General features: G+C 64.6%; 20 protein-coding genes and 1 tRNA gene. 8 read left to right on the top strand and 13 right to left on the bottom strand.

Features of this window, described 5'->3' with window-relative positions:
* Positions 1-4 precede the first annotated feature (4 nt).
* From MRY80_RS01900 to MRY80_RS01910, 3 genes are all read right to left on the bottom strand, one after another.
* Positions 5-89, bottom strand: a tRNA-Leu gene (locus MRY80_RS01900).
* Between the two features lie 111 nt (positions 90-200).
* On the bottom strand, positions 201-779 hold the full coding sequence (locus MRY80_RS01905) for a GDYXXLXY domain-containing protein (RefSeq protein ID WP_293287369.1): 579 nt from the start codon (positions 777-779) through the stop codon (positions 201-203).
* Complete coding sequence (locus MRY80_RS01910; protein ID WP_293287370.1) at positions 772-1,968, bottom strand: DUF2157 domain-containing protein; 1,197 nt, start codon at positions 1,966-1,968, stop codon at positions 772-774. Before MRY80_RS01910 ends, MRY80_RS01905 begins: the two co-directional genes overlap by 8 nt.
* A gap of 198 nt (positions 1,969-2,166) precedes the next feature.
* Between MRY80_RS01910 and MRY80_RS01915 the strand changes: the two genes are divergently transcribed.
* From MRY80_RS01915 to MRY80_RS01945, 7 genes are all read left to right on the top strand, one after another.
* Positions 2,167-2,313 (top strand): DUF1127 domain-containing protein, encoded by a 147-nt coding sequence (locus MRY80_RS01915; RefSeq protein WP_293287371.1) that lies wholly within the window; start codon positions 2,167-2,169, stop codon positions 2,311-2,313.
* Positions 2,314-2,617: 304 nt separating this feature from the next.
* On the top strand, positions 2,618-2,764 hold the full coding sequence (locus tag MRY80_RS01920; RefSeq protein ID WP_293287372.1) for a DUF1127 domain-containing protein: 147 nt from the start codon (positions 2,618-2,620) through the stop codon (positions 2,762-2,764).
* Positions 2,765-2,938: 174 nt separating this feature from the next.
* Entirely contained in the window at positions 2,939-4,360 is a 1,422-nt protein-coding gene (trmFO, locus tag MRY80_RS01925; protein WP_293287373.1) for a methylenetetrahydrofolate--tRNA-(uracil(54)-C(5))-methyltransferase (FADH(2)-oxidizing) TrmFO, read from the top strand.
* A 74-nt stretch (positions 4,361-4,434) separates the two neighbouring features.
* A complete protein-coding gene (locus tag MRY80_RS01930; RefSeq protein ID WP_293287374.1) occupies positions 4,435-4,914 on the top strand; it encodes an NUDIX hydrolase in 480 nt (159 codons plus the stop codon).
* Positions 4,915-5,031: 117 nt separating this feature from the next.
* A complete protein-coding gene (locus MRY80_RS01935) occupies positions 5,032-5,481 on the top strand; it encodes an NUDIX hydrolase (protein ID WP_293287375.1) in 450 nt (149 codons plus the stop codon).
* Between the two features lie 107 nt (positions 5,482-5,588).
* Entirely contained in the window at positions 5,589-7,109 is a 1,521-nt protein-coding gene (locus tag MRY80_RS01940) for an inorganic phosphate transporter (protein WP_293287376.1), read from the top strand.
* A 19-nt stretch (positions 7,110-7,128) separates the two neighbouring features.
* The gene (locus MRY80_RS01945; RefSeq protein WP_293287377.1) at positions 7,129-7,833 is read left to right on the top strand and encodes an HAD family hydrolase; all 705 of its coding nucleotides are present in this window, start codon (positions 7,129-7,131) and stop codon (positions 7,831-7,833) included.
* A 3-nt stretch (positions 7,834-7,836) separates the two neighbouring features.
* Here the strand turns inward: MRY80_RS01945 and MRY80_RS01950 are convergent, their stop codons facing one another.
* The 6 genes from MRY80_RS01950 to yajC form a co-directional block, all read right to left on the bottom strand.
* Positions 7,837-8,829, bottom strand: coding sequence for a sterol desaturase family protein (locus MRY80_RS01950; RefSeq protein ID WP_293287501.1), 993 nt, complete (start codon positions 8,827-8,829; stop codon positions 7,837-7,839).
* Positions 8,829-9,269: a hypothetical protein gene (locus MRY80_RS01955; protein WP_293287378.1), complete on the bottom strand. Its 441-nt coding sequence runs from the start codon at positions 9,267-9,269 to the stop codon at positions 8,829-8,831. Before MRY80_RS01955 ends, MRY80_RS01950 begins: the two co-directional genes overlap by 1 nt.
* Positions 9,270-9,353: 84 nt before the next feature.
* Entirely contained in the window at positions 9,354-10,193 is an 840-nt protein-coding gene (locus tag MRY80_RS01960) for a phytoene/squalene synthase family protein (protein ID WP_346433372.1), read from the bottom strand.
* 19 nt (positions 10,194-10,212) lie between these two features.
* Positions 10,213-10,620 carry an Mth938-like domain-containing protein gene (locus MRY80_RS01965; protein WP_293287379.1) on the bottom strand — a complete coding sequence of 136 codons (408 nt, stop codon included), beginning with the start codon at positions 10,618-10,620 and terminating at the stop codon, positions 10,213-10,215.
* A gap of 6 nt (positions 10,621-10,626) precedes the next feature.
* Complete coding sequence (gene secDF, locus MRY80_RS01970) at positions 10,627-13,185, bottom strand: protein translocase subunit SecDF (RefSeq protein WP_293287380.1); 2,559 nt, start codon at positions 13,183-13,185, stop codon at positions 10,627-10,629.
* A gap of 102 nt (positions 13,186-13,287) precedes the next feature.
* Positions 13,288-13,638 carry a preprotein translocase subunit YajC gene (yajC, locus tag MRY80_RS01975; protein WP_293287506.1) on the bottom strand — a complete coding sequence of 117 codons (351 nt, stop codon included), beginning with the start codon at positions 13,636-13,638 and terminating at the stop codon, positions 13,288-13,290.
* Positions 13,639-13,772: 134 nt separating this feature from the next.
* Here yajC and MRY80_RS01980 point away from each other — a divergent pair, with 134 nt between their 5' ends.
* Positions 13,773-14,645 (top strand): ATP-binding protein, encoded by an 873-nt coding sequence (locus MRY80_RS01980; RefSeq protein ID WP_293287381.1) that lies wholly within the window; start codon positions 13,773-13,775, stop codon positions 14,643-14,645.
* 9 nt (positions 14,646-14,654) lie between these two features.
* Here the strand turns inward: MRY80_RS01980 and MRY80_RS01985 are convergent, their stop codons facing one another.
* From MRY80_RS01985 to serS, 4 genes are all read right to left on the bottom strand, one after another.
* Positions 14,655-16,175 carry a LysM peptidoglycan-binding domain-containing M23 family metallopeptidase gene (locus MRY80_RS01985; protein ID WP_293287382.1) on the bottom strand — a complete coding sequence of 507 codons (1,521 nt, stop codon included), beginning with the start codon at positions 16,173-16,175 and terminating at the stop codon, positions 14,655-14,657.
* Positions 16,176-16,289: 114 nt separating this feature from the next.
* Entirely contained in the window at positions 16,290-16,952 is a 663-nt protein-coding gene (locus tag MRY80_RS01990; RefSeq protein ID WP_293287383.1) for a protein-L-isoaspartate(D-aspartate) O-methyltransferase, read from the bottom strand.
* On the bottom strand, positions 16,949-17,707 hold the full coding sequence (gene surE, locus MRY80_RS01995) for a 5'/3'-nucleotidase SurE (RefSeq protein WP_293287384.1): 759 nt from the start codon (positions 17,705-17,707) through the stop codon (positions 16,949-16,951). Before surE ends, MRY80_RS01990 begins: the two co-directional genes overlap by 4 nt.
* A 25-nt stretch (positions 17,708-17,732) precedes the next feature.
* A complete protein-coding gene (serS, locus tag MRY80_RS02000; RefSeq protein ID WP_293287385.1) occupies positions 17,733-19,010 on the bottom strand; it encodes a serine--tRNA ligase in 1,278 nt (425 codons plus the stop codon).
* Positions 19,011-19,017 lie beyond the last annotated feature (7 nt).

The following is a 19,017-nucleotide window of genomic DNA, read 5'->3' on the forward strand; positions in this document are numbered from 1 at the left end:
TTGGTGGTGCGGATAGAGGGAGTCGAACCCCCACGCCTTGCGGCGCTGGAACCTAAATCCAGTGCGTCTACCAGTTCCGCCATATCCGCATTGTCCGAGGACATGACGAGCATGCCGCTTGAACGCGCGTCTATACCACCGCTTGCACGCCGATCAATGAAAAAATGCCCGGATTCGCGCCATCCGGGCCGGGCGGGACCTCAATAGAGGCGCTCGGTGAAGATCGTCTCGCCCGCCTGCCGAAGCGCCTTGATCTGCGCCCGGCCGTCCTCGGCGATCGCCACGACGATCTCGGTGACGTCGCCGCTGCGCATCCGCCGCTCGATTTCAGGCGCCGCCGTTTCCGGCGCGTAGAAGCGCTCGATGCCGTATTTCACATTCGCGGGATTGTCGGTCGAGGACATCCGGAACTGCGTCTCGCCGCGAATCCACACCGCATCCGCGGGGCTGTCGTCCGGGATCGTTTCCACGGCGGCGGCTGTCGCCTCCCAGAACCCGTCATCGCCTTCTTCCAGCCGCACGAAGATCGTCGTGCCGCTGTCGAAATAGTCGATCGCGCCGGGCGCGAACAGCATCGGCGGAACGCGAGAGATGCCGTAGTCCAGCCGCACATAGCGTCCGCGCAGAAGGTCGCGCGGGTCGATGGGTCTTGTCTTGAGCACGACCTCGCGCCCGTCGCGCAGGATGGTCGCGCGGTCGGCGATCATCCAGAACAGGACCGCGCTCAGGCAGGCGACGCTGAGGATCGCGGCGAGGATGACGAACGGCTTCTTATGCATCGCCTGCCTCCCGCGCCTTGCGCGCCTTCCACAACCGTTCGAGGCGATAGACCGCAAACGCGATCACCGCCAGCACCAGACCGAGCGCCAGGAAGAAGCCCGAGGTGCCGAGCATGGAATAGACCGTGGAGCCGTAGACCACGAAGATCTCGCCGACAAAGATCACATAGGAAATGTAACGGATGACCCGCCTGTCGCGCCCATGCGCAAACAGCGCCACAAGAACGAAGACGACAGCGAGGCTTGAGGCGAGGATCAACCCGCCATCGCTCTGCAACTCCCCATGCAGGAAGGCGAGCGCGATCAGTCCGAGGGCGAAGGTGGCGCCCGCGCCCCGTCCGGACACCAGGGGCGCCCCACCGGCGGAAGCCGGCTTCAGGCGCGCGAACAGCATGGCGAGCGACATCAGCGCCAGCAGCGCGAGCCATCCAAGGACGCGGATCGTCTCCGGGATCGATTCGTAGACGTCGACGAGGAACTCCAGAACGTCGTCGAGGAACTGGCCGACGAAGGGCAGCAGCCCGACGATGCCGACGATGTAGAGGAACCGGCGCAACCAGACAGCCTTCATGATGGTCGCAAAGGCGATTCCCACCACGACTGCGGCCGCGAAGATGACGAATTGCAGGGACAGGAGATTGTCGGCGTCCGGCCCGTCCAGATGCCAATAGAGCATCCATCCGGCCGCGACCGCGACGAGCGCCCTTGAGCGCATCGCAAATCCGCTCAGTCCCAGCCCCGCCGCATAGAGCAGCGCCGCTTCGCGCGCGTCGCCGGAGATATGGTACATCTGGCCGATCAGCGCGACGCCGCCGACAAAGGCCGCACCGCCCACCAGATAGCACGCCTCCTCCACCAGCCCGCGTCGCACGCCGTAACGCCGGTTGACGAGCGCGCCGCCGACATAGCCGACCGCCATGATCACCATGACGCCGATGGCCCGCACCAGGCGCGGCACATATTCCCAGTTTGCGGCGATAAAGATGAGCACCGCCGCCGCAAGCGAGATCGCGGCGAAGAACGCGACCACCTGGAAGAAGGAAAACCGGCGCGCCGATTTCGCCGCACTCGTCCCGTTCGCGCGAGACAGGCCCGCACCGACGTCCTCGCGCAGCTTCAAAGCGGTTTGCGCGTCGATCACGCCCCGCTTTTCCCAGTCGTCGATCTGTCTGTCGATGAACGTCGCCACGGCGCCCGAAGTCCCCCTGCTCCAACCTCTTAGCATCGGAACGCGACGCTGACCAAACGTCAAGAAATACGGCAACAGTGTGCAATGCACAAAACGCATGGCACCCATGCGCAAAGATCGCTTAAAAAAGCGCCAGATACTGCCTATCTACGCGTCACAACAAGACAACGTAATACCAGTCACCTCAAGGACGAGACAATGAACATCGTACGCTCTCTCACGGAGTGGCGCCGCTACCGCGCGACCTGCAACGAACTGAACAAGCTCACCGCACGTGAGCTGGATGACCTTGGAATCAACCGCGGCGACATTCCTTTCGTCGCACGCCGCGTTTCCCGCGCCTGATCCGAAGCTCTTCGTCGGAGCGCTCCTCCCCTCTTGGCTCCGACGACGTAGGGAGCGCGGCCTTCACTCCCTTTGGCCGCTGCTCCGCCCTTCAAGACGCCTGCCGCTTTTTTGAGCGGCGGGCGTTTTTGCATCAGATGCAGACATACACCAGGCGCACAAACCGACGATTTGTGCGTTGCACAATGCGCATGGCTGCAATGCAGCATCGAGACTTATCAATCGGGTTCAATCGATTATCTTCAGGTCACGACAACGACAACAGAACATCGCAGACCCCAAGAGCCACGAAGTGGATAAGTCAATGAGCATCGCACGCACCCTCGCCGAATGGCGCCGCTACCGCGAAACCAGCATCGAGCTGAGCCGCCTGACCAATCGCGAACTCGCAGATATCGGTTTCACCCGCGGCGACATCCCGTTTGTTGCCCGTAAGGCCGCCCGCGCCTGATCAGACACAGTTTCCGTCGGGAATCATCCTCCTCCCGGTTTCCGGCGGCATGTGGAGCGCGGTCCGCTCCTCCTCCCAGGACCCGCTCCGACAGAAAGACACCCGTCGCACCTCCTCCCGCGGCGGGTGTTTTCGTTTCTTGAAGCCCTGCGCGCGACGCGGTATTTCCCCCAAATGAACACGCGCCCCATTCACGTCATCGGCGGTGGTCTCGCCGGGTCCGAAGCCGCCTGGCAGATCGCCGATCGCGGTATTCCCGTCATCTTGCACGAGATGCGAGGCGTGCGCGGCACCGACGCGCACAAGACCGACGGGCTCGCCGAGCTCGTCTGCTCCAATTCCTTCCGTTCCGACGATTCCGAGCAGAACGCCGTCGGGCTGATCCATGCGGAGATGCGCATGGCCGGCTCGCTGATCATGCGGTCTGCCGACTCGCACCAGGTGCCTGCCGGCGGGGCACTCGCCGTCGATCGCGACGGCTTCTCCGACGCGGTCACCGCGGCGATCGCGGCCCACCCGCTGATCGAGGTCCGGCGTGAGGAAATCACCGGCCTGCCGCCCGCGGACTGGGATATCGCAATCATCGCGACCGGCCCGCTCACCGCACCGGCTCTGGCGAATGCGATCGCGCGCGAAACCGGCACCGATGCGCTCGCCTTCTTCGACGCCATCGCACCGATCGTGCATTTCGACACGATCGACATGGACGTGGCCTGGTTCCAGTCGCGCTACGACAAGCCCGGTCCGGGCGGCACCGGCAAGGACTATGTCAACTGCCCGATGAACCGCGACCAGTACGAGGCCTTCATCGACGCGCTGATCGCCGGCGACAAGACCGAGTTCAAGGAATGGGAAGGCACGCCCTATTTCGACGGCTGCCTGCCGATCGAGATCATGGCCGAGCGCGGCCGCGAGACCTTGCGCCACGGGCCGATGAAGCCGATGGGCCTGACCAACGCCCACAAGCCGGACGAGAAGCCCCATGCCGTGGTGCAGCTTCGCCAGGACAACGCGCTTGGCACGCTCTACAACATGGTCGGCTTCCAGACGAAGCTTCGTTACGGCGCGCAGACAGACATATTCCGCCTGATTCCCGGGCTTGAGAACGCCGAATTCGCCCGGCTCGGCGGGCTGCACCGCAACACCTATCTCAACTCGCCCGTCCTGCTCGGGGAAGACCTCCAATTGAAGAGCCGTCCCGGGCTGCGCTTCGCGGGCCAGATCACCGGCTGCGAAGGCTATGTCGAATCCGCGGCGATCGGACTGCTTGCCGGTCGTTTCGCCGCCGCCGAGCGCCTTGGCGAGCCGGTATCCCTGCCACCGAAAACGACGGCGTTCGGCGCGCTCCTGAATCACATCACCGGCGGGCACATCGTTTCTCAAGACGAGGCGAAGCGCTCGTTCCAGCCGATGAATGTGAACTTCGGCCTGTTCCCGCCGCTCGAAGACGGCGCCTTGAAAAAGCCCGAGGGGCATCAGGGCCGCTGGCGCGGCAAGGAAAAGACGATCGCGAAGAAGCGCGCCGTGACACAGCGCGCAAAGGATGACGTGGCGAAATGGCTGTCGTCCGCGCATTCGACACTGGCCGCCGAGTAGTTTTCCCCACTTAATCGCGAATATTGCAGTTTTCGGGGGTTTCGCCCGAGTGCCAGCGATTCCAATATTTGCGGATGAGCGGAAATGGCGGACATCGCGTTCGTCGACGTCAGCGCCAGCACTTCCAGATCGCAAAGGCATTGAGCACGGCCCCCAAGGTCCAGCACGGTGCCCTCCCTTGGCGATGGGTCGACGGAACGCTTGAGATCATGCTGGTCACCAGTCGCGAGACCGGGCGCTGGGTGATTCCGAAAGGCTGGCCACATGACAACATGTCACCAGCCCGCTCGGCAGCGCAGGAGGCCTTCGAGGAAGCCGGCATCACAGGCGCCATCACCAAGAAGCCCGTCGGCCGCTTTCATTATCTGAAATTTTACGGCGACAATGACGCGGTGGAATGTGTCGTCCACGTCCATGCGATGGAGGTGGAGGAGGAGCTTGCGCGCTGGCCGGAAAAGAACCAGCGCACGCGGCGGTGGTTCCTCCGCCCGGAAGCCGCCGAACAGGTCGATGAACCGGAATTGCGCGCCATCATGTTGGAATTTACGCCCTGAACCGCCGATTTCGTTGAAAGCCGCGGCAATTCACTTCGTAATCGCGCCGAATCGCCCCATATCCGCCTGATGCTGGCTGATCGGAAAAAGCTTCTGCTGCTGAAGCGCGCGAGCGGAATGCTCAATCTTCCCGGGCTCATGGCCCGGCCTCCGCGCGTGCAATATGGCGCGCTGCCCTGGCGCATCGCCGACGGCACGCTTGAGGTTCTGCTGCTGACGAGCCGCGGAACCGGGCGCTGGGTCATTCCCAAGGGCTGGCCGCATCATTCGATGAGCGCAGCGCAATCGGCCGCGCAGGAAGCCTTCGAAGAGGCCGGCATCAAGGGACGGGTCACCCGCGATGCGATCGGCACCTATCGCTACGACAAGCTCCGGGACGGAGGCGCCGCGGTCGAATGCGTGGTCTATGTCCACGCCCTCCACGTCACGCGGCAACTCGATGACTGGCCGGAGAAGGGCCAGCGCGACATGCAATGGTTTGCGCGCGCAACCGCCGCCGAGCATGTGCAAGAGCCGGAACTGCGCGACCTGATTGTCTCCTACGCGCCGTCCCTGCCCTACGCCTGACGCCGTTTTGCGGGAACGGCGGCAAAAGCAGTGGAGCTTTTCCCGACAGCCGATTGTGGAAACTGTCATCAAACTGTTACAGGGAAGCCCATGAAAGCTTCTCGCGCATGACAGACACCAGCGGATCGCAGAAGAAGGCGACCCTCGACAAGGATCTCGACAAGATCGTCCGCTTCGAGGAAGCCGCCGGCCATGTGTCGCGCGGTTTCGCGCGGCCGGGCTTCGGCATCCTGTTCATCGCGGCTGCCGCGCTGTTTGCCGCCTTCTATGTCAGCGACGCGCAGAACAGCGCCTTCATCGTCATCGCCGCCATGCTGGGCGGCTATATGGCCCTGAATATCGGCGCCAACGACGTCGCCAACAATGTCGGCCCCGCCGTGGGCTCCAAGGCGCTGTCCATGGTCGGCGCGCTGGCCATTGCCGCGATCTTCGAAAGCGCCGGCGCACTCATCGCCGGCGGCGATGTCGTCAGCACGATCTCCAAGGGGATCATCGACCCCGCAACCGTCGCCGAAGCCGATGTCTTCATCTGGGCGATGATGGCCGCGCTGATCTCGTCGGCGCTCTGGGTCAATCTGGCGACCGTCCTCGGCGCGCCGGTATCGACCACCCACTCCGTCGTCGGCGGCGTGATGGGCGCCGGCATCGCCGCGGCCGGCATGTCCGCCGTCAACTGGCCGGTCATGGGCGCGATCGCCGCCAGCTGGATCATCTCGCCGATCCTGGGCGGCGTGATCGGCGCCGCCTTCCTCGCCTTCATCAAGATCAACATCATCTATCAGGACGACAAGATCGCCGCCGCGCGGCGCTGGGTTCCCGTTCTGCTGGCCGTGATGGCGACCGCCTTTTCGGCCTATCTGGCCATGAAGGGGCTGAAGAAGGTCGTTCACCTGCATGGCAGCGTCATTCTGCTGATCGGTATCGGTGCCGGCATCCTCACCTATCTGGTCTCCCGGCCGATGATCCGACGCCAGTCCGAGGGGATGGAGAACCGCAACCAGTCGGTGCGCAAGCTGTTCAACATCCCGCTCATCTGCTCGGCGGCGCTTCTGTCCTTCGCGCACGGCGCCAACGATGTCGCCAACGCAGTCGGGCCGCTGGCCGCCGTTGTCCACACCGCGGCCGCCGGCGAGGTGACGGCGAAGGTGACGATCCCCTTCTGGGTGATGCTGATCGGCGCGGCTGGCATTTCCTTCGGCCTGCTGCTCTTCGGCCCGAAGCTCATCCGCATGGTCGGCGAACAGATCACCAAGCTCAACCCGATGCGCGCCTATTGCGTCGCCCTGTCGGCGGCCGTGACGGTCATCATCGCGTCCTGGCTCGGCCTTCCGGTCTCCTCCACCCATATCGCCGTCGGCGCGGTCTTCGGCGTCGGTTTCTTCAGGGAGTGGTACACCTCCCGGTCGCAGCGCCGCCGCGACTATATGAGCCGCAAATACGACAAGCGTCGCGGCAAGGAAGCGCGAGAGCCTGCGCCCGCGCGCTCCGCTCCGCCGGAGGAAGCCCGCCGCCGCATGCTGGTGCGCCGCGCCCACTTCACCACCATCGTCGCCGCCTGGATCATCACCGTCCCCGCCGCCGCAATCCTTTCGGCCGTCACCTTCGTTCTGCTGGATGCCACGTTCTGACGGCGCTATACCGCATCCCATGCGCCAGTTGACCACCATCGCCTTCGACGCCGACGACACCCTCTGGCACAACGAACGCTTTTTCCAGGAGAGCCAGCAGCGCTTCGCCGCCCTGCTGGAACCTTTCGCCGACGCCGAGACGATCGACGGCGAACTCCTCGCCGCGGAACGGCGCAACATCGGATTCTACGGCTTCGGAGTGAAGGGCTTCACGCTCTCCATGCTGGAGACGGCAACGGCGCTTGCAGGCAACGCCCTGCCGGCTTCCGTCGTGCGCGACATCCTCGCCCTCGGAAAGGCGATGCTCGAGCACCCCGTCGAGCTGCTGCCGGGCGTCGTGGAGACCCTGCAGGCGCTGCAGGACGACTTCACCCTGCTGGTCATCACAAAGGGCGACCTCTTCGACCAGGAACGCAAGCTGGTCCAGTCCGGCCTCGCCGACCATTTCGACCATGTGGAAATCGTCTCCGACAAGACGCCGGACGTCTATCGCCGCATCTTCGACCGCCACGGCCACGGATCCGCCCGCGCCATGATGATCGGCAATTCACTGAAGTCGGACGTGCTGCCCGCGCTGGAAGCCGGAAGCTGGGCCGTGCATGTGCCGCACGACCTCACCTGGGCACTCGAACATGCCGTGGAGCCAGCCGATCATCCGCGCTATCGCCGCGCCGGCGCGCTCGATCGCGTACCTGCGCTCATCGCGCAACTTGCTGACGGCTGACGCTCACTCACCAGGCGCCAGCGCCTTCTCCGGCGCCGTCAGGACGTCGCGCCCCGGCAGGCCCGGCATGCCCGCCTGGTCCGGATGCAGCCGGACGTAATCTGCTTTCAGATCCTCAGAACCCTTGCGGCTGCCGTCATGGCTCCAGCCCGGCGGCATGAAGAGGTAGCCGAGTCTCGCCCGCAACGTCAGCCCGGGACGCGAGGCGTCGCGCAGCATGTTCACCCACTCATGGAACGCCACCTTGAACGGATTGAACGTGCCGATGTTCTTCACGATGCCGTAGCGCGGCATGTCCTCCTCGCGCTCCTCAACGAACGAACCGAACATGCGATCCCAGACGATCAGCGTGCCGGCATAATTGGCATCGAGATAACGCGGATTGGTCGCGTGATGGACGCGGTGATGCGACGGCGTGTTGAAGATCAGTTCGATCGGCTTCCACATCTTGCCGATCGCCTCGGTGTGGATCCAGAACTGGTAGACGAGGTTGAGGCCGCCGACAAAGGCGATCATCACGGGATGAAAGCCGATCAGCACCAGCGGTATGCGCAACACGAACATGCCCGTGAAGGTGCTCGTCCAGCTCTGCCGAAGCGCCGTCGACAGATTGTAATGCTGCGAGGAATGATGATTGACGTGCTCGGCCCAGACCCAGCGCGAGCGATGCGCGATGCGGTGATACCAGTAGTAGCGCAAATCATCGAGCAGGAAGCACAGGGCCACCGCCCACCACGAAAACCCGAAATCATGGATCCGGAACTGCCACGCCCACATCAGGACGCCGAAGGCGACGAAGCCGAGCAGCAGGCCGGACACGACATTGCCCGTCCCCATCAGCAGGGAGGTGAGCGTGTCGCGCGTCTCGAACCCGGCCTTGCGCTCGGCATGAGTGAGTTTCAGATAGGCCAGTTCGGCCAGGATCGCGATGATGAAGAACGGAATTGCGATCTGCGTCACGTCGGGATAGTTCGGAATGATCTGGCTCAGATCCATCACGCGGCCCTTTCGTTTGTCATCGGCCCGATCTCGTCGGCAAACAGCCCGGCCACCGTCACCGCGGTCTCGTCATCGGCGAAATGCAGCCGGGCGCGCGGCCATGTGATGTCGCCAGTATTCAGTTCCACCGCGCCGGCCTCGCTCGAACTGGTCGTCGCCGACATCTCGCCGCGATTGACGAAGCGCGTCAGATACTTGCTGCCGATCGCATGGACGAGGCCGACATGGCCGTCATCCAGTTCGAGAACGGCGTCGCACCGATCCTGCGACAGGATGCAACGCGTGACATCGACGTCCGGATAATCGATCGCGAAACGTTCCAGCGCGGCGCGTTCATCGGCGATCTCGGCAACGCGCGAACCGCCGGTCAGATGCACAACCAGAACGATCACGGCGATGCCGCTCGCCACGACGGCGACAAGTACGGGTAACGGCAAAGGCGGCTCCTCCCCCTGGCTCCCGCAGCGATCCTAGCGCGTATGACTTTGACGTCAACGTCAATGACGCGCCTTGCCTGGGCGTTATCCGCGCAGAGCCTCGCGAAGAAAGCGCCACTGCACGGCAAGCGGCGAAAGCGAGATGGGCGAGGATGCCGCATCCGGTCCCGCGCGCTCCGCTTTGGCCAACAATGGCCCCACCGTGGAGAGCGGCAAAAAAGCGGGCCGCACCGATGAGTCGAGCGCCGAAAGCGCGGTTTCGGCCTTGCCGAGGTGCTCACGGCCGAGTTCGACCATGATCGCGACGGCACGGCCCATGCCCGCACGGTCTTCACCCGCCACCCAGCCCGCCCCATCGAGCCCCGCAGCCGACAGGATGTCGGCCGGAACCATCACCCGGCCGCGCGAACGGTCCAGCGGCAACCCGCGCAGGATCCGTGCGATCCCGAGCGCCACGCCACCATGCCCCGCGGCATCCGCCGAGCGGGGATCGTCGCCGTTTGCCAGCACTTGCGCCGACATCTGGATCAGCACGGAAACCGTTTCGCCCAGATAACCCTCCAGCGTCACGCGGTCCGGCATCGGGTCGTCATAGAGGTCGAAAACACGCGCATCGAGCAGGCCGGTCAACGCCTGCCTGGACAGGGAATAACGTCCGATCGCGTCGACCAGAGCCGCAGCGACCGGGTTCTGCCGCGCCTCGCCATCGCGCGACCCATCGACGACCTCGCGCCACCATTGCAACCGTATTTCGCCGGGCATCGGTTCGGAAACGAGATCACGAATTCGCGCGGTCTCCAGGTCGAAGGCCTGCAGCGCGGCAAGCGCCGGACGTTTGTCCTGCGGCGCGAACAGCACGGCCGTGTAGCGCTCGCGGTCGCCGGCACGCAAGAGATCCATGCAGTGATCAAAGGTGTCGTTCATGGGCGGCAATATAGGCCGCTCAGGCCCGGTGTCCCGCGTCGTCCACGGCGATGAGCGCGGCGGCCACGGCCCGGTCCTCGGCCAGAAGGACGTTGTAGGTCCGAACCGCAGATCCGGTGCTCATGGAATCCGTGACTATCCCGTGCTCGCGCAACAGCGCCTGAAGCTCCTTGGGCACCCGGCGAAAATCGTGGCCCATGCCGACGAGAAGCACCTCGATCCCCGACGCCTCGGCCAGCACCGGCGCAAGCGCCTCGCTGGTCAGCCCTTCAGGCTCGGTGACATCCCAACCATGCACACCAGTCGGCAGGCACAGGATCGAGCCGCGATGCGACATGTCCGCGAAGCGGAACCCGCCGGCGCCATAGGCGTCGATCGGCGGGCGTCCGGGATAGTGCGCCTCACGAAACTCGATTCCCTTCGCCATTGGCGATCAGGACGCTTCTAGGTCGACGGCCTGCGTGTTCGCTGTGGCCTGTTTCTCCGTGTCGTCCTTCTCGAACGCCCCCGGCCGCAACCTGAACAGGATCAGCAGAGGCGCCGCGATGAAGATGGACGAATAGGTGCCGACGACCACGCCGAAGATCATCGCCGCGACGAAGGACTGCAGTACCTCGCCACCGAAGAAGAACAGCGCCAGGAGCGCCAGAAGCGTCGTCAGCGACGTCTGGATCGTCCGCGGCAGCGTCTGGTTCATCGACAGGTCGAGCAACTCGGGCAGCGACAGCTTCTTGTAGCGCCTGAGGTTCTCGCGCACTCGGTCGTACACGACGACGGTGTCGTTCAGCGAGTAACCCACGATGGTCAGGATCGCCGCGATACTCGACAGGTTGAACTCCAGCCCAGTCACCACGAACATGCCGATGGTCAACAGCACGTCATGCGTTGTGGCAACGATCGCGCCGATGGCAAACTGCCACTCGAAGCGCAGCCAGATATAGACGAGGATCGCGAACAGCGCCGCCACGACGGCGATGGTGCCGGCCCGCGCCAGTTCGCCGGAGACGGTCGGTCCGACCACTTCCACGCGCCGGAAGTCGTAATCGGCCTCCAGCTCGCTGCGCACCTTGGTGATGACGCTCTGCTCGGCATTCTCGCCGCCGCCCTGCGCCTCGACGCGGATCAGCACGTCCTTCTCGGTGCCGAAGCCCTGAACCTGCACGTCGCCGAGATTGAGCGCCGACAGACGGCTGCGGATGTCGCCGGTATCAGCTTGGTCGCCCTTGGCCTGAACTTCGATGAGCGAACCGCCCTTGAAGTCGATGCCGAGGTTCATGTTGACCGTGCCGAACAACACCATGGATGCGATCACAGTCGCCGCCGAAGCAGAGAACGTGATGCGGCGCAGCCACATAAAGCCGATCTTTGTGCCCTCGGGAACGAAGGTGACGGGACCGCGCGGCAACTGCTTCGGCTTGGCGCGGCGCACCCAGAAGGCGATCAGCCAGCGCGTCAGCACGAAGGCGGTGAAGACCGTCGTCACGATACCGATGGCGAGCGTGACCGCGAAGCCGCGGATCGGGCCGGAGCCGAGATAGAACAGGATCACGGCAGCAATCAGCGTCGTGAGGTTGGCATCGACGATCGTCGCTAATGCCTTCTGGAAGCCGGTGTCGATCGCCTGGATCACGGATCGTCCGCCCGCCCTTTCCTCGCGTATTCGCTCGAAGATCAGAACGTTGGAGTCCACCGCCATGCCGACGGTCAGCACGATGCCGGCGATACCCGGCAGGGTCAGCGTCGCGCCGAGGCCGGACAGCGCCGCCAGGATCAGCACAACGTTGATGAAGAGCGCGATATTGGCGACGACCCCGAACAGCCCGTAGGCCAACACCATGAAGACGATGACGAGCGCCGAGCCGATGAGACCGGCCACTTCGCCCGCCTCGACCGAGTCCGCACCGAGGCTCGGGCCGACAGTCCGTTCCTCGACGAAGGTGGGCGTCAGCGGCAGCGCGCCGGCCCGCAACAGGATGGCGAGGTCGTTTGCGCCTTCGACGGTGAAATTGCCGGAAATCTGGCCAGACCCGCCGAGGATCGGCTCGCGGATGACCGGAGCGGAAATCACCTGGTTGTCGAGGACGATGGCGAAGGGACGCCCGACATTCTCCTGCGTCGCACGTCCGAAGCGCTGCGCTCCGGTGCCGTCGAAGCGGAAGGAAACGATCGGCTCGTTGGTACGCTGGTCGAATCCGGCCTGCGCGTCCTCGAGATTCTCGCCCGTGACGATTTCACGGGTCTCGATGAGGTAGGGCACCGGCGGATCGTCGGTGGAATAGAGAACCTCGGTTCCTGCCGGCGGCCGGGTGTTGAGCGCGTCCTCCACCGGGGTGCTCACATCCACCATCTGGAAGGTCAGCCGCGCCGTGGTGCCGATCAGGTCCTTCAGGCGCTGCGGATCGTCGAGACCCGGCACCTGCACGATGATGCGGTCCGTGCCCTGACGTTGGATCACCGGTTCGGTAGTGCCCAGTTCGTCGATACGGCCGCGGATCACTTCCACCGTCTGCGACACGGCCTGCGCCATGCGGAAATCGAGGCCCTGGTCGGTGATGGTGAACTGGAAGAGCCCGGTCTCGGGTTCCTCAAGTGTCACTTCCTGCACGATGCCGCCGCCCAGGAGACCGGCCGATTCCACCGCCGTCAGGGTCGACACGGCTTCCTTTGCCTTCTCCACATCCGCATCGTCGCGAATGCGCACGGTCACCGTCTGGTCACGGCCGCTCAGGCCGGTATAGCCGATGCCTTCGGCACGCAGCAGGCGACGCACTTCGTCGCGAACCGATTCGAGCCGATTCTCGGCCAGTTCCTTGCGGTCGAGCTTGAGCTGCAGATGCACGCCGCCCTGCAGGTCGAGACCGAGGGCGAGCTTGCTCTGCGGCAGGAAGCCCGGAAGGCTGCCGGCCGAAAACATGTTGGGAAGCGCGAACAGGATACCGGCCAGCACCGCCAGCCAGATAAGCGCCGTCTTCCAGGGTGAAAAATAGAGCATGTCGCCTGTGTCTCGCCTTAGCTGATCGCCGGACCGGCCGATCGAATTACGCTATCTGCCGCCTGCAATACGCCCTGGGCAAGGCGCGACGCATGAGACGGCTTATTTCTTCGTCGTGTCGTTCGCGGCGACGGGCTCACCCTTCACCCGCACTTCGGCGATCATGGCGCGTGCCACCCGGATCTTCACGTTCTGTGCTATCTCGACCTCGACTTCGGCGTCGTCGACGACTTTCGTCACCTTGCCGATGATGCCGCCGCCGGTGACGATCGTGTCGTTGCGGCGAACGGACTTCAGCATTTCCTCGCGCTTTTTCATCTGGCTGCGCTGCGGGCGGATGATGAGGAAATACATCACCACGAAAATGAGCAGGAACGGCAGGATGCTCATGATGACATCGGCGCCGCCGGCCGAGCCACCGGCAGCCTGCGCATAAGCGGGGGTTACGAACATGAAAAACTCCGTGGACGCGTGCCGAAGCACGCCTTGAAAATTTGTCGCGAATATAGTCAGCAAAAACCCCATTGCAACCATCCACGGGTGCGGTCCAAAGCCGGATCGCAAAAGGCCCGCCAAGGGAGCCCGCCATGTCCGACGCAATCGACGCGCTGAATGCGAAACTCGACCGCCTGATCGCCGCGATGGAGCGCCTCGCGCCGCCCGCGCCGCCCACGCCCGACTTCGCCGCCGCCGACTGCTTCGTGTGGGACGCCGCCATCGGTGCGCTCGCTCCGGTCCCGGTCGTCAACCGCGTTGAAATCGCGCTGATCCGTGGCGTTGATCGCGTGCGCGACATCCTGCTCGACAACACGCGCCGCTTCGCCGAGGGGCTGCCCGCCAACAACGTGCTCCTGTGGGGCGCGCGCGGCATGGGCAAGTCGTCGCTCATCAAGGCGTCGCACGCCACGATCGGGGCCGAAACAGGCACGCCGCTGAAGCTCATCGAGATCCACCGCGAGGATATCGACGCCCTGCCCCGGCTCATGCATCTGCTCAAGCCGGCGGCCTCGCGCTTCATCGTCTTTTGCGACGACCTCTCCTTCGACCAGGACGACACGTCCTACAAGTCGCTCAAGGCCGCCCTCGACGGCGGCGTGGAGGGGCGGCCCGACAACGTCATCTTCTACGCCACCTCCAACCGCCGCCACCTCCTCCCCCGAGACATGATCGAGAACGAACGCTCGACGGCGATCAATCCGTCGGAGGCGGTCGAGGAGAAAGTGTCACTGTCGGATCGGTTCGGGCTGTGGCTTGGTTTCCACAAGTGCAGCCAAGACGATTATCTGGAGATGGTGCGCGGCTATGCCGCGCATTTCGGCTTGGAAATCGATCCCGAGGAACTGCGCCGCGATTGCCTGGAATGGGCGACGACGCGCGGCAGCCGCTCTGGCCGCGTCGCCTGGCAATATGTCAACGACCTCGCCGGCCGTCTCGGCGCGCAACTGTCACGCGCCGAATAATCTGCATCACTACTGCAGATAGGTCGCCGGATTGACCGGCTTGGAGTTCTTGCGCACCTCGAAGTGCAGTTGCGGCTGCTTGGCGGCCCCGGACATGCCCGAAGACGCGATCTGCTGGCCGCGCTTGACCTCCTGACCGCGTTTCACGTCGATCGCAGAGACATGGCCGTAGACGGTCACGACGCCGTCGCTGTGGCGCACGAGGATCGTCTTGCCGAGTTCCTTCAGCCCGTCGCCGGCATAGATCACGACGCCGTTTTCCGCGGCCTTGATCGGCGTTCCCTTCGGCGCGGAGATGTCGATGCCGTCATTCGGCTTGCCGCCATTGTTGGAACCGAAGGCGCTGATGACACGCCCCTGCACCGGCCACCGCATGGTGCTGACGCCCGTCGCTTCCGGCGCCTTGGCCGTCTCTTGGGTCTCGATCTTCTGGATCGAGCCGCTTTCCGTCGAGGCGGACTGTTTCGGCGGCGTGTAGCCGGCAACATCGACCTTGCGCACCGGCGCCTTTTCCACCGAGCTCGTCTTGATCGGATCCACGGGCTTCACCGCGGCCTGCGCCACGCCCTGCGACGAGAGACCCGGAATGATCAGCGTCTGGCCGAGGCGAACCGTGTCGCTCGTCATGCTGTTGACGCGCTTGATCGAGGAGATGCTCGCACCTGTCCGTCGCGAAATCGCCGACAGCGTGTCACCAGCCACGACGGTGTATTGGCCGCCATCGCTGATCGCCTGCTGCCGGGCCGGCGCGGATTCCTGCGGCTTCTGCAGCGTCGCGACCTGTGCCGCGGGACGCGAAGCCGGTGTCGGTGCAGCGGTCGGCAGACGGCTTCCCGCCGTGGCGCTCGCCTTGGCGACGGACGGGTTCTTGTCGGGCGCCGAGACACCGACATTGCGCGAATAGACATAGGTCGGGATCAGGATGCGCTGGCCGACATGCACGGTCTTGGCGTCGGAGATGCCGTTGGCCTGCATGATCGATTCGACCGGCACGCCGTAGCGCCGCGACAGATTGTAGAGCGTTTCGTTCTCGCCGATCGTCACCTGGGTCGCACCGGCCGTGGACCAGCCGTTCTTCCCTGCTGCGGCTGCAGGGGCGGTCGAAGCGCTCGCGGGCGGAATGGAGGCGGTGGTCTCCGACGAGACGCCAGCGGGCGGCGTATAGGCAGGCGCAGTGTAGGTCGCTGCCGCAGTCTGCGGCGCCGCTAGCGGTGCGCCATTCGCGCCGACGACGTTGGTCGGCTGCGGAACCGGCGACGAGGCATCGGACGGACGCGGCAGCGCCGTGCGCTGAACGGTCTGCGTCGCGACGCTTCCGGTCGTCGATCGGTCGATATCGGGATTGTAGTTGGGCTGGCCGTAGCCGGCTGCCGGGGCGGCCCCCGTCTGCTGCGGCACCGCGCCTGTGTAGAAGCCGTCATTGAAGCGGAGCACATCCGAACTGCAACCGGCGGCAAGCCCGCCGATGGACAATATGGTCGCCGCCTTCAGAAGGCGCAGCATTTCCGGAGCTGAGAAAATCTTACGCATCACGCCACTCATAACCCTGCCGTTCACGGCATGATTAAAGCGGGTTAATGTTACTGTCCGGTTAAGCCTATGTTCGGGTTTTGGAGTCCGCCGGCCGATTCCGGCACGCCATCCTCACAGAACGGCCGGCAAACCGCGCTGTATCGGCTGGAAACGCACCGTACCGATGTCCTCGCGTTCGAACCGGCTCCCGATCTTGGACATGCGCACGAGGATCTGCGCCTGCTCGCCACCGCCGATCGCGCAAATCATCACACCGGCCGAGACGAGGTGGTCGGCAAAGCTGCGCGGCGGTGAATCGAAGGCCGACCAGCAGACGATCCGATCGAACGGCCCAGCGTCGTCGCCCGCCGATCCGTCACCATGCGTGGCGACGACATTGGTGATGCCCAGCTGCCGCAGCCGTTGCACCGCCTCCCCATGCAGCGTCTTGTAGCGCTCCACCGTGTGCACCCGCTTGGCGAGCCGCGACATGACGGCGGCCGTGTAGCCTGTGCCCGTTCCGATCTCCAGAACCCGCTGGGATCCGTCGAGCTGCAGCGCATGGATGATCCGGGCCTGCAGGTCCAGCCCTTCGATCGCCTCTCCGCAGGCAATCGGGATCGTGCCCGGCCCGAGGGCGACATGGTGGTATTCGGCGGCGACGAAGTTCCGCCGCGGCACCGATTCCATCGCCGCCATCAGCGTCTTGTCGTCGACACCGGCGGAGCGCATGCGCAGGACGAAAGCGGCGAACCCTTCGCGCTCGGCTTCCGAAACCTGCCGCGTGTCGCTCATGCCAGCGCCTCCTCCAGCCGCGCGGAAAGCTCACGCGCGGTCAGATCGAGCTTCAGCGGCGTGACGGAGATGTGATTGGTCCGCAACGCGGTGATGTCGCTCTCCTCCGGCGCCTCGACCGGGGAGCGGCCAAACCGGATCCAGAAATAGGGAAAACCGCGCCCGTCCTTGCGCTCCTCCACGAACAATCCGTGCAGGAGCTTGCCCTGATGGGTGACGAGCGTGCCCTCCACCTCCGACGGCGCGCAATTGGGGAAATTGACGTTCAGGAACGTGCCGGAATCCATTTCCACGGCGATGAGCTTCTTCAGAAGCGCCGGAGCATGGGTCTCCACGACCTCCCAGGGCACCAACCGGCGCTGGTTCTCGAAATTGTAGGCCTGCGAAAGCGCGATGGAGCGGATGCCCAGCAGCGTGCCTTCCATGGCACCGGCGACGGTGCCCGAATAGGTCACGTCGTCGGCGAGGTTCTGGCCGGAATTCACCCCGGACAGGACAAGGTCCGGCTTTTCCGGCATCACATGCGTCACGGCCATGATCACGCAGTCGGTCGGCGTGCCTCGCAACGCGAAGCGCCGTTCGCCGATCTCGCGCAGCCTGAGCGGATCGTTGATCGTCAGCGAATGTGCCAACCCGCTCTGATCGGTTTCGGGCGCGACCACCCAAACCTCGTCGGACAGCGTCGCCGCGATGCGCTCGAGGGCCGCGAGGCCCTCGGCATGGATGCCGTCGTCATTGGTGATCAGAATGCGCATGGTCAGCCCCTTCCGCCCGCGCCGTTCAGGCGCCGATGACCTCGATCCCGCCCATATACGGCTTTAGCGCCTCCGGCACCCGAATCGATCCGTCGGCATTCTGATAGTTTTCCATGACGGCGATGAGCGCGCGTCCGACCGCGACGCCCGATCCGTTGAGCGTGTGGACGAAACGCGTCTCCTTCTCGCCCTCGGCGCGATAGCGCGCATTCATGCGCCGCGCCTGGAAATCGCCGCAGACCGAGCAGGACGAGATCTCGCGATAGGCGTTCTGGCCCGGCAGCCAGACCTCGATGTCGTAGGTCTTGCGCGCGCCGAACCCCATGTCGCCCGTGCACAGCACCACCGTGCGGAAATGCAGGCCGAGCTTGTCGAGGATCGTCTCCGCGCATTTCGTCATGCGCTCATGTTCGTCGATCGAGCTCTCGGCATCGGTGACGGACACGAGTTCGACCTTGTAGAACTGGTGCTGGCGCAGATAGCCCTTGGTGTCGCGCCCGGCGGACCCGGCTTCCGAGCGGAAGCAAGGCGTCAGCGCCGTGTAGCGGCGCGGCAAGGTCGCGGCATCGACGATCTCCTCGCGCACGAGATTGGTCAACGACACCTCGGCGGTGGGGATCAGCCAGAAGCCCTCGCGGGTCTGGAACAGGTCTTCGGAGAATTTCGGCAGCTGGCCGGTGCCGTACATCGCGTCGTCACGCACCAGCAGCGGCGGGTTGACCTCGGTGTAGCCATGCTCCTGCGTGTGCATGTCGAGCATGAACTGGCCGAGCGCACGCTCCAGCCGCGCCAGGCCGCCCTGGACGACCGCGAAACGCGACCCCGACAGTTTCGCAGCCGTCGCGAAGTCCATCTGGCCGAGCGCCTCGCCGAGTTCGTAATGCTCCTTCGGCGCGAAATCGAACGCCGGCTTCTGCCCGGTCAGGCGGACTTCGACATTGTCGTCTTCATCCGCGCCGACTGGCACGTCGTCCAGCGGCACGTTGGGCAGCCGCGACAGCGCGTCCTGCAGCTTTGCGGTCAGTTCGCGGTCGGTCTCCTCGCCGGATTGCAGGAACGACTTGATCTCGGCGACCTCGGCCTTCAGCGCCTCCGCCTTTTCCATGTCCTTGGCGGCCATGGCCGCGCCGATCTCCTTGGAGGCGGCGTTGCGGCGCATCTGCGCTTCCTGAACCTTGGTGGTGTGCGCCCGGCGCATTTCGTCGAGTTCGATCAGCGCGGCGCTCTCGGGCGCGGCGCCACGTTTCTTCAGCGCCGCGTCCAGCGCCTGCGGATTGTCACGGATCCAGCGGATGTCGAGCATGGCTCAA

Source organism: Oricola sp. (assembly GCF_022763245.1).
GTDB lineage: Bacteria > Pseudomonadota > Alphaproteobacteria > Rhizobiales > Rhizobiaceae > Oricola.

Coding starts and splice junctions, on each gene's coding strand:
- MRY80_RS01905 (WP_293287369.1), bottom strand. CDS start 779: ATGCATAAGAAGCCGTTCGTCATCCTCGCCGCGATCCTCAGCGTCGCC.
- MRY80_RS01915 (WP_293287371.1), top strand. CDS start 2,167: ATGAACATCGTACGCTCTCTCACGGAGTGGCGCCGCTACCGCGCGACC.
- MRY80_RS01920 (WP_293287372.1), top strand. CDS start 2,618: ATGAGCATCGCACGCACCCTCGCCGAATGGCGCCGCTACCGCGAAACC.
- trmFO (WP_293287373.1), top strand. CDS start 2,939: ATGAACACGCGCCCCATTCACGTCATCGGCGGTGGTCTCGCCGGGTCC.
- MRY80_RS01930 (WP_293287374.1), top strand. CDS start 4,435: ATGAGCGGAAATGGCGGACATCGCGTTCGTCGACGTCAGCGCCAGCAC.
- MRY80_RS01935 (WP_293287375.1), top strand. CDS start 5,032: ATGCTCAATCTTCCCGGGCTCATGGCCCGGCCTCCGCGCGTGCAATAT.
- MRY80_RS01940 (WP_293287376.1), top strand. CDS start 5,589: ATGACAGACACCAGCGGATCGCAGAAGAAGGCGACCCTCGACAAGGAT.
- MRY80_RS01945 (WP_293287377.1), top strand. CDS start 7,129: ATGCGCCAGTTGACCACCATCGCCTTCGACGCCGACGACACCCTCTGG.
- MRY80_RS01950 (WP_293287501.1), bottom strand. CDS start 8,829: ATGGATCTGAGCCAGATCATTCCGAACTATCCCGACGTGACGCAGATC.
- MRY80_RS01960 (WP_346433372.1), bottom strand. CDS start 10,193: ATGAACGACACCTTTGATCACTGCATGGATCTCTTGCGTGCCGGCGAC.
- MRY80_RS01965 (WP_293287379.1), bottom strand. CDS start 10,620: ATGGCGAAGGGAATCGAGTTTCGTGAGGCGCACTATCCCGGACGCCCG.
- secDF (WP_293287380.1), bottom strand. CDS start 13,185: ATGCTCTATTTTTCACCCTGGAAGACGGCGCTTATCTGGCTGGCGGTG.
- yajC (WP_293287506.1), bottom strand. CDS start 13,638: ATGTTCGTAACCCCCGCTTATGCGCAGGCTGCCGGTGGCTCGGCCGGC.
- MRY80_RS01980 (WP_293287381.1), top strand. CDS start 13,773: ATGTCCGACGCAATCGACGCGCTGAATGCGAAACTCGACCGCCTGATC.
- MRY80_RS01985 (WP_293287382.1), bottom strand. CDS start 16,175: ATGCGTAAGATTTTCTCAGCTCCGGAAATGCTGCGCCTTCTGAAGGCG.
- MRY80_RS01990 (WP_293287383.1), bottom strand. CDS start 16,952: ATGAGCGACACGCGGCAGGTTTCGGAAGCCGAGCGCGAAGGGTTCGCC.
- surE (WP_293287384.1), bottom strand. CDS start 17,707: ATGCGCATTCTGATCACCAATGACGACGGCATCCATGCCGAGGGCCTC.
- serS (WP_293287385.1), bottom strand. CDS start 19,010: ATGCTCGACATCCGCTGGATCCGTGACAATCCGCAGGCGCTGGACGCG.